At 31.4% G+C, this 12,593-nt stretch carries 16 protein-coding genes; 11 read left to right on the top strand and 5 right to left on the bottom strand.

Annotation, left to right across the window (positions count from 1 at the left end):
- Nucleotides 1-17 precede the first annotated feature (17 nt).
- Nucleotides 18-638 carry a transcriptional regulator gene (locus C5F49_RS04000; protein ID WP_179363442.1) on the bottom strand — a complete coding sequence of 207 codons (621 nt, stop codon included), beginning with the start codon at nucleotides 636-638 and terminating at the stop codon, nucleotides 18-20.
- 257 nt (nucleotides 639-895) lie between these two features.
- Here C5F49_RS04000 and C5F49_RS03995 point away from each other — a divergent pair, with 257 nt between their 5' ends.
- From C5F49_RS03995 to C5F49_RS03985, 3 genes are all read left to right on the top strand, one after another.
- Nucleotides 896-1,450: a hypothetical protein gene (locus C5F49_RS03995; protein WP_179363441.1), complete on the top strand. Its 555-nt coding sequence runs from the start codon at nucleotides 896-898 to the stop codon at nucleotides 1,448-1,450.
- A gap of 106 nt (nucleotides 1,451-1,556) precedes the next feature.
- Nucleotides 1,557-2,606 carry a DMT family transporter gene (locus tag C5F49_RS03990; RefSeq protein ID WP_246275386.1) on the top strand — a complete coding sequence of 350 codons (1,050 nt, stop codon included), beginning with the start codon at nucleotides 1,557-1,559 and terminating at the stop codon, nucleotides 2,604-2,606.
- Nucleotides 2,607-2,810: 204 nt separating this feature from the next.
- Complete coding sequence (locus tag C5F49_RS03985; RefSeq protein WP_179363440.1) at nucleotides 2,811-3,656, top strand: TrmB family transcriptional regulator; 846 nt, start codon at nucleotides 2,811-2,813, stop codon at nucleotides 3,654-3,656.
- A 101-nt stretch (nucleotides 3,657-3,757) separates the two neighbouring features.
- On the opposite strand, the gene C5F49_RS03980 is transcribed toward C5F49_RS03985, so the two are convergent.
- The gene (locus C5F49_RS03980) at nucleotides 3,758-4,159 is read right to left on the bottom strand and encodes a DUF2203 domain-containing protein (RefSeq protein ID WP_179363439.1); all 402 of its coding nucleotides are present in this window, start codon (nucleotides 4,157-4,159) and stop codon (nucleotides 3,758-3,760) included.
- 356 nt (nucleotides 4,160-4,515) lie between these two features.
- On the opposite strand from C5F49_RS03980, the gene C5F49_RS03975 reads away from it, so the two are divergent.
- Both C5F49_RS03975 and C5F49_RS03970 read left to right on the top strand, forming a co-directional pair.
- The gene (locus C5F49_RS03975) at nucleotides 4,516-4,794 is read left to right on the top strand and encodes a hypothetical protein (protein ID WP_179363438.1); all 279 of its coding nucleotides are present in this window, start codon (nucleotides 4,516-4,518) and stop codon (nucleotides 4,792-4,794) included.
- Complete coding sequence (locus tag C5F49_RS03970) at nucleotides 4,791-5,189, top strand: pyridoxamine 5'-phosphate oxidase family protein (protein ID WP_179363437.1); 399 nt, start codon at nucleotides 4,791-4,793, stop codon at nucleotides 5,187-5,189. Before C5F49_RS03975 ends, C5F49_RS03970 begins: the two co-directional genes overlap by 4 nt.
- Here C5F49_RS03970 and C5F49_RS03965 read toward each other — a convergent pair.
- The gene (locus C5F49_RS03965) at nucleotides 5,186-5,551 is read right to left on the bottom strand and encodes a response regulator (RefSeq protein ID WP_179363436.1); all 366 of its coding nucleotides are present in this window, start codon (nucleotides 5,549-5,551) and stop codon (nucleotides 5,186-5,188) included. The genes C5F49_RS03970 and C5F49_RS03965 overlap by 4 nt on opposite strands.
- A 270-nt stretch (nucleotides 5,552-5,821) precedes the next feature.
- Here C5F49_RS03965 and C5F49_RS03960 point away from each other — a divergent pair, with 270 nt between their 5' ends.
- A complete protein-coding gene (locus C5F49_RS03960) occupies nucleotides 5,822-6,100 on the top strand; it encodes a peptidylprolyl isomerase (protein ID WP_179363435.1) in 279 nt (92 codons plus the stop codon).
- 1 nt (nucleotide 6,101) lies between these two features.
- On the opposite strand, the gene C5F49_RS03955 is transcribed toward C5F49_RS03960, so the two are convergent.
- Complete coding sequence (locus C5F49_RS03955; protein WP_179361853.1) at nucleotides 6,102-6,251, bottom strand: hypothetical protein; 150 nt, start codon at nucleotides 6,249-6,251, stop codon at nucleotides 6,102-6,104.
- Nucleotides 6,252-6,359: 108 nt separating this feature from the next.
- Here C5F49_RS03955 and C5F49_RS03950 point away from each other — a divergent pair, with 108 nt between their 5' ends.
- On the top strand, nucleotides 6,360-6,632 hold the full coding sequence (locus tag C5F49_RS03950) for a hypothetical protein (RefSeq protein WP_179363434.1): 273 nt from the start codon (nucleotides 6,360-6,362) through the stop codon (nucleotides 6,630-6,632).
- Here C5F49_RS03950 and C5F49_RS03945 read toward each other — a convergent pair.
- Nucleotides 6,629-8,137, bottom strand: coding sequence for a DEAD/DEAH box helicase (locus C5F49_RS03945; RefSeq protein WP_179363433.1), 1,509 nt, complete (start codon nucleotides 8,135-8,137; stop codon nucleotides 6,629-6,631). The genes C5F49_RS03950 and C5F49_RS03945 overlap by 4 nt on opposite strands.
- A 411-nt stretch (nucleotides 8,138-8,548) precedes the next feature.
- On the opposite strand from C5F49_RS03945, the gene C5F49_RS03940 reads away from it, so the two are divergent.
- From C5F49_RS03940 to tpiA, 4 genes are read left to right on the top strand one after another with little or no spacing between them, the layout of a single operon-like run.
- A complete protein-coding gene (locus C5F49_RS03940; protein ID WP_343045188.1) occupies nucleotides 8,549-9,034 on the top strand; it encodes a deoxycytidylate deaminase in 486 nt (161 codons plus the stop codon).
- 4 nt (nucleotides 9,035-9,038) lie between these two features.
- Complete coding sequence (locus tag C5F49_RS03935) at nucleotides 9,039-11,594, top strand: DNA-directed DNA polymerase I (protein ID WP_179363431.1); 2,556 nt, start codon at nucleotides 9,039-9,041, stop codon at nucleotides 11,592-11,594.
- An 8-nt stretch (nucleotides 11,595-11,602) separates the two neighbouring features.
- Nucleotides 11,603-11,893 carry a SemiSWEET family sugar transporter gene (locus C5F49_RS03930; RefSeq protein ID WP_179363430.1) on the top strand — a complete coding sequence of 97 codons (291 nt, stop codon included), beginning with the start codon at nucleotides 11,603-11,605 and terminating at the stop codon, nucleotides 11,891-11,893.
- A gap of 38 nt (nucleotides 11,894-11,931) precedes the next feature.
- Nucleotides 11,932-12,588, top strand: coding sequence for a triose-phosphate isomerase (gene tpiA, locus C5F49_RS03925; protein WP_179363429.1), 657 nt, complete (start codon nucleotides 11,932-11,934; stop codon nucleotides 12,586-12,588).
- Nucleotides 12,589-12,593 lie beyond the last annotated feature (5 nt).

Here is a 12,593-nt window from a genome sequence, read left to right as displayed (position 1 = left end):
ATTATCTAAAAAATCATCTAAGAATAAATTTGTACAGTCTGTAAAATAGAACTGTCACTGATCAAAGTATTCTTCAGTTGAACTTTTACTGCAATATCATTTTTAATAATGTCAACTTTGACATTGTCAAAAATTGTTTCATATTTTTTGACTTTTTTGCCATCATGTGCCAACTCAAATCCAGTTGATATTAGTAATCCATTATTAATTAAATAATTTATTTTTCGATATCCAGATGTTTGTGGAATACTACAAGTTTCAAGAATTTTTGCAATTATCAAAGATGTATCCATCACAGAACCAAGGACTGCTTTTTTATCTTGATCAGCAAATGATTCTAAAAATACTCTTGAAAGTTCAGGATCTTTTATGTGAATCCAGTTGGAATCAGATTGCTTTGTTTTTTCAACTTGAACAATTGTTTGTAAGAATTTTTGTTCAAGACCATCAGCACCTGCACCAAAGAATTCCCTTAGAACACTATCAAATTTATGGAAATTTTTAATTGCTTGAACTAAACCAAGACCGTGTCTTTCCATTAATCTTTCTTCAATTTTATTTAATGTCTCCTTACCCAAATTTTCTTCTATAGATTTTCGTAAAGAAGGAACAAGTAAGTTGTCTAATCCGTTTTCCATTGTCAATTATGGGAATATAATATCTAATAAACAGATTGTCAAAACATTTGTGACAAACACTCCTTTTTATATTAAAAATAATTTACTAAGAATGATCGCAATTTAGCATATTTGTGATCCATCATAATGCATACATTGTAACTGTTTGTACAATGTTGTAAGTATTGAAAATAACATACTAATTCATATCACCAAAATTGGAAATAACATAGTAACGAAATGAGAATAATTGTAAAAGTGGATCAGAGGAGAGTAAATTGACTGCGCAAGAAAAAGAATTACTTAAAAAAACAGACAATGTTTCAATCAGAATCGATTCAGATCTAAGCAGTAAACTCCATGAAAAATGTTTAGAGCAAAAAATCAGTCTCAATACACTAATCAATCATCTATTAGAAAAACAAGTTAATTGGAATGAGTTAACAACAGAAATGGGATGGGTTTCAATGTTCAGATCAACATTTAGAGAATTGTCAGATTCTGTTCCTAAAGAAAAAATTGAAAAAATAGCAGTAGCAACAGGAACGTCAGATTTTAAAAATTCATTGAATTACATGTATGGATACATTGACTTGGATTCAATTTTAGATTTATTCAAAAAAAGATGCCTTAGCAACAATGTTCAATATAGAGAAATGTTCGTAAATGGAGTAAGAAAGATAATCATTCATCATGACTTGGGTAAAAACTGGCCATTGTTAATTGTAGGACAAATAAATACAATCCTCAATGAGATTGGATATAGAACACTAAATGAAGAGTACAATAAACTTGGATTTTCATTTGAAATTGTAAAAACGGAGGATCTCTAAACAGTAAGAAATTACGCACGTAATTCCCAAAGAATCAAGGATCCACCTATAAGGGATAATCTCATTTCCAAATATGGGAATAATGATATCAAAAAATCTATCATTAGTGAAATCAAAATACGGATATTATTTGATCATTTTAGCTGCTGCATTATCAGCACTTATCCACGTAATTTCAAAACCCATGCTTGAAAATTCAGAAAATCTAATTGAAATTAACCCAGTAGTTATGGCATTTTTAATTTATTTTATCGGAGGTATTTTCTTTACCCCAGTAGCACGAAAAACAAGTTCTATTTCCAAATTTGGAAAAAAAGATTGGTTGTTCATGGGGGCTATTGGAATTGCAGAAGTATCAGCACTAATCACATACTTTTACGGTCTATCAACTGCAACTGCAGTTAACGCATCGATATTCAGTAACAGTGAGATAATTTTTGCCCTAGTCATAGGAATGATGGTATTCAAAGAAAGACTACACATCAAAGAATGCATTCCGTTTTCAATGATAATTATTGGAATGATGGCACTTCCAATTGGAAATGATCTTTATCAAAATAATTTTAATTTAGGACATATGGTCACAGGAGATCTTTTGATAGTACTATCAGGCATATTGTATGCAATTGACATTACATTTTGTAAATATGTAGGAGACAAGTTTGATGCAAGAAGAGTTACACAGATTGTGTCATTCATTTGTGCAGGAGTTGCCATTTCATTAATTGTAATATTTGAGATTCCTATGGATGTAGATGTAACTCAACTTCCAGGAATCTTAGTAATGTCAATTTTAGGAACAGGAATGTCAACATTATTTTTCTTGATGGCTTTGAAAATGATTGGTACCGTTAGAACAGTCTTGTTGTATTCAACTACTGCAGTTTTTGGAGTAGTATTTTCAGGCCTATTCCTCGCCGAAACAATTACTGCAATAGACATCATATCACTAGTTTTAGTACTAACTGGAATATTCTTACTTAGAAACAGGCTGGCAGGCAAAGATGATCACGATGTTAGTGCAGATAATGAAGTAATCATTAACGAATCATCACATAGGTCATCAGTTAAGCGCGGTAAACATAAATCAAAAACACCGATTCCACACAGAATAAGAGAAGTAGTTGTTTTCCAAGGTTGGATTGGTGCAGGATAGGCACAAAATGTCATTTCATAAAAATGAAAATACAAAAAAATAGTCATCAATAATAATAATCAGTACAAATATTTTGAAAAAAATGAAAAATGCAGGCATAAAAAATACATAATTTTTAAAAAAAATTTCAAATGTAGTTATTTGTAATGAATTGTATACTATTGAACGATCAGACTTTTAAGATAAAATCGATCATTTCCAATAATGGCAATCATTGCAAATACAATGCAGTTAGGAACTTTTCCAGTCGATAAAACAAATTATGAAGAAATCAGAGATGCATTAGTAGGGTTTGGATTAACACCTAACCAAAGCAAAGTCTTCTTTTATCTTGGAAAAATAGGATCAAAAACAGCATCAGATATTGCAAAGGCAGTAAATATTCCAAGAAGTGAAACATATCACTTGTTAACAGCACTACAAAACAAAGGAATTGTAGAGGCATCTTTCCAACATCCAATTCAATTCACAGCACTGGCAATTAAAAAAGCAGTAAACCTACTAATCAGTACAGAAACAGAACGACTCAACAAACTAAAAAAATCAGGCCCAGTCCTAGAAGAGATATGGGAAAAAATACCAGGAGCTACTACAACTAAAAAAGAAGATGAAGAAGAGAAATTCAAAGTATTGCAAGGGGGAAATCAAGTTAACAGTAAAATTTTTGACATGATATTAAATGCAAAAGAAGAGTGTAGAATTTTAGGTTCAGAGAAAGACTTTATGAAATTTTATCATGCAAACTTTCTTGATGCATTAGAAGAGAGGGAAATCAATTACAAACTATTAACTCCAATTACAAATAAATCAAAATATATTTTTGAAGGTATTGACAAATCTAAAATCAAACAATTGTGTTCATCTGTAAAAGAAAACTTGTGCTTTTTGATCAAAGATGATGATGAAGTATTATTCTTTATTAAAAATGAAGGAAATAATAAAGAGATGAGGGCAATTTGGACAAACTCTGAAACTATCATCTATTCTAAAGCATTATTGTTTAACAATATTTGGTCAAAAACAGATTCAGACGAGGTAGATATCAAATGAGTAGATGTAGTTGTGGATACAGCACTAGATGCAGAGATGAATTCTGCGCACATTTAGCAAATTCTTGGAATGATTTTAGAAACGTACACGATTTAAAATAATCAAACTAGAGTATCGTCATCAACTTCAATTGGTTTGCGACCCATAAACCCAGAATCTTTTTCATGCCAGAATTTAATGTCAGTCTCACCATATTTCCAACATAGACATACTTCCTCTTCAAATCGTTTTGAAGGAAAATCAAGCAATCCCTGCTCTATACTTTTAACAATAACTCCTGTATTTTCCAATAATTCTACAGATTCATAGAATTTGGTAATTGCAGAATTTAGTTTTTGTTTTAAATTAACATAAGATTCAAAGGAATTTGTAGTTGAGATGCAAATTTGTAATTCTTGCTCAATCTTCTTTACTTCAGTATTTTTAGCCAAAGCATATTCAAATTTCTTTATCACATCAGGTAATGCATCATTTGCTTCATTTGTAGTAAAAAACGAGAACATGGGATTATTCATAAAGTAGAGATTAAAAATCTTAGGTGCAAATGTTGACACCCATCTATAAATCACAATTACATCTAGATGTAATAATTGTAGAAAATATGCTAATTGAGTTTAGAGACTAACCTTGACTATCCAAATAATCCAAGTATCAAGAAAAAGAAACTGCAAAGGTATACATGAACGATAGGGAAATAATAGTATGACTAAGAAATTACCAAGTGGACATAATATTGGCGGTGGCGCTAAACAGAAAAGACGTAAAGAACGTAAACAAGAATCTAAGAAAAACTAAGTTGGGAGTAAACTTTTGAATTGCCCTGGTGCAGATTTATTAAGAAATAACATCGAGAATTATTATGAGTGAGGATCAATTAGAGGCATTAATTATTCAAGTAATCAACGGAGCAGTAACTACAATTCCATCATATCTAGACGAAATTAAGGAAAACAAAGAAGTGCTAAAAGTTGAAAACCCACAAGAGTTTGTGTATGGAATAGTTATGGGAATGGCACTTGGAATGGGTGGAGCAATTCTCAGTGCTCAAAAGGAAATGCCAACTGAAGAAGATCAAATGAAAATCAGAGACATAGTATACAAACACATTCCAGAGATAAGAGAACGAATTTTTAGTTGATTGAATTTAATAATAAAGAAATAGCATTTCTAAATGAATTAGAAGAGGCAAGAATAGCTACATCACATGACAACATACCCCATACCAAACCAGTGTCATTTATTTTTGTAGATAATTCAATAATTATTGCAACAGACTATAACACAAGAACGTACAAAAATGTCAAAATAAATTCAAAATCTGCAATTGTAATTGATATTTACAAATCTGGAGGACATAAAGCAATCTGCATTCAAGGAGATACAGAATTAATTGAAGCAGGACAAGAGTTTAAAAAACTATACGATATTTTTTATAAAAAATTTTCGTGGGTAAGAAAAGATCCTTGGAAAGAAAATGAAGCCCCATTTTTAAAAATCATACCAAATAATAAAATTAGTTGGGGATTATCCTAAAAAACTACTTCTTGCTCAATTTGAGACAATAGTCCTTGAACAGAAATTGGTTTTCTTAGAACGGAACGAATTCCCAAATTAAGTAGTTCCTGTTCTTGTGTAGGATTCATTTCAAGGGCACTAACGATTACCACTTTAGACAATTCTGAAGGTCGTCTATGTTTTAGATCTAAAAGGAAATCAACACCACTATATTTTGGCATACACATGTCAAGCAAGATTAAATCATAATCTTTGTAGACTGCCAATTCTAAACCAGCTCGTCCATCAGACACACTATCAAAATCATAATTTTTAGTAGATAAAATATCTGCAAAAATTTGACTTATTTCAGAAACATCTTCAACATGAAGTATTTTCATATATTATGAATGAGATTGAAAGTGATAAGAACAAGTTTGCTCATTTGAACAAACTAGAATATTTATCAAAACAACTTGTAATTTTGATTTGCCTACAAAATTTTTATTTATGACAATCACATTGGCAAATATCAGGAACGCATCTATGAGTTAGACAGTCTCTACAGCCTTTACTTCTACCACTTTTTACTCTTAACCGTTCTCTATCCAATTCCTAATGTCTTAAACAAATACTAACAAATAAAGAGATGAAAGAGATCAAATGTAGAAATGAGTAATAAGATAAAATGCTCGCACATACTAGTAGCAAAACAAAGCGAAGCGCTAACAATTCTTGAAAAAATCAAAAGTGGTGAAAAATTTGGCAATTTAGCAAAAGAATTTTCAACTGACACAGGGAGTGGCAAAAAAGAAGGGAATTTAGGCTATTTTACAAAAGGAATGATGGTAAAACCATTTGAAGAAGCAGCATTCAAACTTCAAGTTGGAGAAATTTCCGAACCAATCAAATCAGAATTTGGATACCATATTATCAAAAGACAAGGGTAGTTCAGAGTGAAGATTTTGATTCTCTAACCTTTTCAAAATCATCATTAATTTTCTTACTAATTTTCTTAAAATCTTCTTTAATTTCCTTGTGAAGTTTTTTCTCCTTTTCAACTAATTCTTTCATTTCTTTTGATTTGTTACTAACTGACAACATTGAAAAATGAATTTAAACAGTTTAGAAGATTATCGTCAATTTCAATACCTAAAAAACCAAAATAAAATACACAACATTTTTTTCAGTTACAAAACAGACAAAATCATGGTACTAAGTGATAAAATATTAGATGAAATTTTAGAATATCTAGAAAAATCAATTAATAATTTAGCAAAAGAGGCATTTGAAAATCTTGAATTAGAAGGAGGATTTGAAGGGGTGAAAGAATTTCTTCAAAGTCAATACGACATAAGACTAGAAAATTTATTATCTGCAAAAAAAAGTAGCATACACCATTTAGAATCAAGCATGAAAAATAAAGTAATTCAAAGAAAACAAACCATTTTTGAAAATATTACAAATCAATATCAAAATTAAAGAAATGCATCTAGTCCAGATTTTTTAGATTCAATTTCTTGATTATTCTCCAATACTTTAGTCATTTTTTCACCCATTGATTTTGCTGCAGTCATTTTTCTTTTCCCAATCCAATAATACGTCTCATCAATAGTGTTTTTTGCAATCAACACTACAAGTTTACCAGTATCTTTTCTCCCCGTCCTACCTCTCCTTTGAATGAATCTTACAGAGCTAGGAACGTTATCATAAAAAATCACCTGATTAACTTCTGCAATATCTAGTCCTTCTTCCCCAACACGAGTAGCAACAAGTACTCGGAATAACCCATCTCGAAAATTTTGTACAGTTTCAATTTGTTTCTTCTGCTTCAATCCAGCATCTCCTGCTTTTCCAATCAAGATACCTGCAGAAATTCCCAATTCAGTGAGTTTATTGTAAATTAAATCAACAGAGTCACGATAGCTTGTAAAGATCAATGCCTTACCAGGAACAGACTCAATTATTTCTTTAAGTTTAGGAATCTTTGAATGTTCAATGCCACGAGATTGTGCTTCATTTGCCAAATGAATAGCCCGTGTAAAGTTTGGATCAATTTCAAACAAGTCTTTAACACCTACTCCCTTCTTTGCTTTTGCACGTTCACAGAATTTTAGAAATGGTGTAATTCCATGAGCCTCCAAAATATTCAACGCATAATGAATTCTAATCGCAGTGAATAGGGGTTTTGCAGAACGTCTATTCTGATTTAATACAAATTGTCGAATTCTGAGAAGTGCAGATAATGATTGTTGCTCTGCCAAACGTATTCCGTTTTTTCTTAAAACATCATATCGCTCATCTAATGCTAATTTCAATAATTTTTGTATCGCCTTTAGATCAGGAGGAAGTTCAACGTTAATCCATTCAGTGTTAGTTTCTTGAGTGTAAGGTTTTACATCAGGACTATCTTCAGTACGTTCAGCAACACTAGAAATTCGAAGTTTTGTTAAAATCTCAGTAGCCTTTTCTTTTTCACTAGGTAAAGTAGCAGTCATCCCCACAAGTCTAGCAGACGAATCTCCGAATCGTTCAGCGATTCCAGAGTATGCATAATCACCTACAGTTCTATGTACTTCATCAAATATCACCAGACTAAATTGGTCGGGATTAACTATACCACGAATTAAATCATTTCTAGCAATTTCAGGAGTAGCACAGACAATACTATTGTTCCAAAGATTAGTTCGCTTGGGAATTGGGTCCTCACCAGTAACTAGTGCGATATCATCCAGAGTAAGATTATTTTTTAAAAAATCATAGTGCTGATTCACTAAAACTCGAGTAGGTGCTAAAAATAAGATTCCTCCAGTTCCTTTTGATAGATATTCAGAAATTACATGTAATGCAACAGCAGTTTTTCCAAGACCGGTAGGCAAAACAACAATACAGTTTTCTGTAATGGCTTGATTTGCCAGATTAATCTGATAGTCTCTTATCTCAATAGAGTTTTTTTTTACATATTTTTTATCAACGAAATCAGTCATCGTACAAATGGAGATGTAATTTATTGATTTTATGCTTTCGTATAGTTAATTGTTAGCTAACGTATACTTTCTCGTTTCTAATTAACTAAAACCATGCCTAAGTTCAAAAATTAAGGTTATGGAAATCATCCTTAATTGATTAATTCTTTGTATAATGTTGATCCAATACAGATTTGGGTTAAGCCATATGTACCACACATCAAGTTTTAAAAAATTTCCTAAAAATTAAACCAATAACTTTTCTCAACTCTCATTTTGAGAAATACAATTCAATAGTCATTTTGAAGTAAAATCATCATTATGAATTATGATCGCAAATACAATTGCAATTAGCGTGATCCATATATTGAACAGGCAAACAGGATTCATGTGAGCAGTTCTTTTGACAGACCAGATTGGGATGAATATTTTATGCTTCAAGCAGAACTAGCAAAATTGCGCTCCAACTGCATGACCAGACAAGTAGGAGCAGTAATTGTGAGAAACCACAGACAATTAGCAACTGGATATAATGGAACCCCACCTGGAATCAAAAATTGTTTTGAAGGAGGATGTAAGAGATGTCAACTTCGAATGGAAGGCAAAATTGAATCCGGAGCATCACTGGATAGATGTCTGTGCAACCATGCAGAAGCTAATGCAATTATGCATTGTGCAATATTAGGAATTGAAGCTGGAATAAAAGGTGCAATTCTATACACAACATTTGTACCATGCCTAGAATGCACAAAAATGGCAATTACTATCGGAATTAGAAAATTTGTTTGTCTTGATGCATATCCTGAAACAGATTATGAATTACTAGAAGAAGCAGGAGTTGAAGTAATTAGTTTAGACAAAGATAAAATTACAAAATGGGCAAAAGCACTAGTTAGTAAATACGAAGATTCAGAGTGAGAAAATGCAAGTCAATTTGCCTGAAACTAAAAAAATTGAATCAATGTTACCATCAATGCTAGTGTCAGCCACATATGACAACATTTCAAAATCAGTTGTTCTAAAATTCTATGAACCAGAATCAAAAAAACTAATTTTATGGCATGATGAAACAAATCATAAACCATATTGTTATTCAAGATTAGATCCAGATGAATTAGATTTCCTTCAAGAAAGAACTGATGTACTTGAAATCAAACAGATTAAAAAATATGATTTACTAAAGGATGAAGAAATTAATTTATCACAAATAATTGTAGATAATCCATTATCCATAGGAGGAAATTTTGGAGAAAGCATAAAAAATCAAATTGAAACATGGGAATCTGATCTCAAATATTATGAAAACTATCTTTATGACAGAGGGCTAATAGTTGGAAGATATTACGAAGTAAAAAATGGAAAAATAGAACCTTACGATGTAGAAATTTCAGATGAAGTTAAACTTGCATTGAAGAGTTTGTTGTGGGATAAAGTAGACAGTAAAAGCATGGTAGATGCAGAAGAATTTAAAATATTTATTTCAGAATGGGCAGATTTACTAAACCAGCCAATTCCAAGAATAAAAAGACTCAGTGTAGATATAGAAGTCGAAGCAGTAATTGGAAGAATTCCAGACCCAAAACTTGCAGAAAAAAAAGTTACAGCCGTCGGTCTAAAAGGATCTGATGGATTTGATCAAATTTTTGTACTAAAAACAGAAGGAACAGAAGAAGGGACAAATGAGCTAGAACCCAACATCAAGATAAAATTCTATGAATTAAATGATGAGAAAAAAATGCTAGAAGACGCATTTGAAATAATCAAAACATTTCCATTTGTTCTAACATATAACGGAGATGAATTTGATTTACCATATCTCTACAACAGAGCAGAAAGATTAGGGATACAAAACTCACAAAATCCATTTTACATGATGAGAGATTCTGCAACCCTCAAAGAAGGAGTTCATTTAGATTTATACAAAGTTCTTTCAAATAGATCATTTCAGATCTATGCATTCAGCCAATCATATACGGATTTTTCTCTAAATAGTGTCTCAAAGGCACTTCTAGGAAAAGAAAAGATAGACTACGGGCTAGAATTTGATGAATTAACACTTTACCAGACTGCAAATTATTGTTACAATGACGCACTACTAACATACGAACTTACCAGTTTCAACAAAGATTTGTTGATGGACTTGCTTGTAATCATTGCAAGGATTGGAAGATTACCAATTGACGATGTTGCAAGATTAGGAGTGTCACAATGGATTAGAAGTTTATTGTATTATGAACACAGACGAAGAAATTATTTAATTCCCAAACGTGAAGAATTGCAAAGAAGATCAGAGGGGGTAATGTCTGATGCAGTAATCAAAGATAAAAAATATAGAGGAGGTCTCGTTGTTGAACCAAAAGAAGGAATCCATTTCGATGTTGTTGTAATGGATTTTGCAAGTCTATATCCAAGTATCATCAAAGTTCGAAATTTATCATATGAGACAGTAAGATGCACTCATGAAGAATGTAAAAAAAATACAATACCTGGGACAAATCATTGGGCATGTACAAAGAAAAACGGTCTAACATCAATGATCATCGGATCATTGCGAGATTTGAGAGTAAACTATTACAAAAGTCTCTCAAAAAAAGAGACATTAACTGATGATCAAAAGCAGCAATACACAGTAGTCAGTCAAGCACTCAAAGTAATTCTAAATGCCAGCTATGGGGTAATGGGTGCTGAAATATTTCCACTCTACTTTCTACCAGTAGCAGAAGCAACAACTGCGATAGGAAGACATACAATTTTAGAGACAATCAAAAAATGCGAAGATACAGGAATTGAAGTGTTGTATGGAGATACAGATTCATTATTCCTTAAAAAACCAACTCCAGAGCAAATTAAGATAGTAATAGAGCAGGCAAAAAAAGATCATGGAGTAGATTTAGAAATTGACAAAACATATAGATATTGTGTATTAAGTAATAGAAAGAAAAATTATCTAGGAGTAACAAAATCAGGTAAAGTAGATGTTAAAGGGTTAACAGGCAAAAAATCACACACACCAGCTTTTATCAAAAATTTATTTTATGAATTAGTAGACATATTATCTAAAGTTCAGACGATGGATGACTTTGTAAAAGCAAAACAAGACATTGCAGAAAAAATTTCAATTTGTGGAAAAAAAGTAGAAGCCAAAGAAATTCCATTAGAAGATTTAACATTCAATGTGATGTTGAGTAAAGCTCCTTCAGAATATGTAAAAACAATTCCTCAACATATCAGAGCAGCAAAACAACTAGAATCAATTAGAGAGATAAAGAAAGGAGATAAAATTTCATTCATTAAAATTCTAAACAAACCAGGCGTAAAACCAGTAGAGTTGGCAAAAAAAGAAGAGATTGATTCTAAAAAATACATGGAGTTTATGGAATCAACATTGGAGCAAATAACATCCTCAATGGATTTAGATTTTGATACAATGTTGGGAAAACCAAAGCAAACAGGATTAGATGAATTTTTTTGGAGTTGATTTGAATAATGGAAGTTGATGGAACCCTATTAACAATATTAGGAATTACAGCAGGAGTGCTAATTCTTACAGGGTGGGTAGAGCAAATTTACAAAGGATACAAAACAAAGAGACTAAATGATGTTTCAAAGTTTTTGATGATCTTCATAGCTGCAGGATCAATATTGTGGTTAATTTATGGAATTGTCGTATCAGATGTATTCATCATAGGCACGAATTTAGCAGGATTAACTCTAATGATAATTGTATCAACTATGAAAAAACGATACGACAATTTATCAAAAATAAAACAATCTTAATCAAGAATTAAATACAATATAGAAAATTTTAAAGAAAGATGTTTGTAATTAATTGTAAAAACTATGAAGAGATTGCAGGAGACAACATTATCAAATTTGTAAAAATAGCAGAAAAAATTTCTAAAAAATATAAAATTAAAATCGCCGTATCACCGCCACAGCATTTAGTTGGTGTAGTAGCAAACAGTTCAATATCAATTCTCGCTCAGCATATCGATGTCTCCAAAACTGGAAGCACGACAGGTTTTGTAATTCCAGAGTTGTTAAAAAAATCTAAAGTCAAAGGATCATTAATCAACCATAGTGAACATAGAATTACAAGTAAAGAAATTGAAAAATTAGTATTGAAATTAAAAGAACTAAAAATGATATCAATTTTATGCGTAAAAGATATTTCAGAAGTAAAAAAATATGTCAAGTTAAATCCAGATTATATTGCAATTGAACCTCCAGAATTAATTGGTTCAGGGAAAGCAGTTTCTAAAGAAAAACCAGAATTAATTGCAAAAGCTGCCAGCATAGTAAATAATTCAAAAAATAAAACAAAATTGCTTTGTGGTGCAGGTATTGTATCAGGCGAAGACGTTGCAAAAGCAATAGAGTTAGGATCAAAAGGAATCCTAGTAGCTAGTGGAATTATTAAAGCAAAGGATTGGAATAAAGTAATTTCAGAATTTGCCAAGGCATTAGTTTAAAAAGC

Source organism: Nitrosopumilus oxyclinae, assembly GCF_013407165.1.
In the GTDB taxonomy this organism is placed as follows: domain Archaea; phylum Thermoproteota; class Nitrososphaeria; order Nitrososphaerales; family Nitrosopumilaceae; genus Nitrosopumilus; species Nitrosopumilus oxyclinae.
The sequence above is the reverse complement of the archived record's forward strand: the minus strand, read 5'-3'. Positions and strand labels throughout refer to the sequence as shown.

Coding starts and splice junctions, on each gene's coding strand:
- tpiA (WP_179363429.1), top strand. CDS start 11,932: ATGTTTGTAATTAATTGTAAAAACTATGAAGAGATTGCAGGAGACAAC.
- C5F49_RS03935 (WP_179363431.1), top strand. CDS start 9,039: ATGCAAGTCAATTTGCCTGAAACTAAAAAAATTGAATCAATGTTACCA.
- C5F49_RS03980 (WP_179363439.1), bottom strand. CDS start 4,159: ATGTTCTCGTTTTTTACTACAAATGAAGCAAATGATGCATTACCTGAT.
- C5F49_RS04000 (WP_179363442.1), bottom strand. CDS start 638: ATGGAAAACGGATTAGACAACTTACTTGTTCCTTCTTTACGAAAATCT.
- C5F49_RS03960 (WP_179363435.1), top strand. CDS start 5,822: ATGAGTAATAAGATAAAATGCTCGCACATACTAGTAGCAAAACAAAGC.
- C5F49_RS03940 (WP_343045188.1), top strand. CDS start 8,549: ATGCTTCAAGCAGAACTAGCAAAATTGCGCTCCAACTGCATGACCAGA.
- C5F49_RS03985 (WP_179363440.1), top strand. CDS start 2,811: ATGGCAATCATTGCAAATACAATGCAGTTAGGAACTTTTCCAGTCGAT.
- C5F49_RS03975 (WP_179363438.1), top strand. CDS start 4,516: ATGAGTGAGGATCAATTAGAGGCATTAATTATTCAAGTAATCAACGGA.
- C5F49_RS03950 (WP_179363434.1), top strand. CDS start 6,360: ATGGTACTAAGTGATAAAATATTAGATGAAATTTTAGAATATCTAGAA.
- C5F49_RS03965 (WP_179363436.1), bottom strand. CDS start 5,551: ATGAAAATACTTCATGTTGAAGATGTTTCTGAAATAAGTCAAATTTTT.
- C5F49_RS03930 (WP_179363430.1), top strand. CDS start 11,603: ATGGAAGTTGATGGAACCCTATTAACAATATTAGGAATTACAGCAGGA.
- C5F49_RS03945 (WP_179363433.1), bottom strand. CDS start 8,137: ATGACTGATTTCGTTGATAAAAAATATGTAAAAAAAAACTCTATTGAG.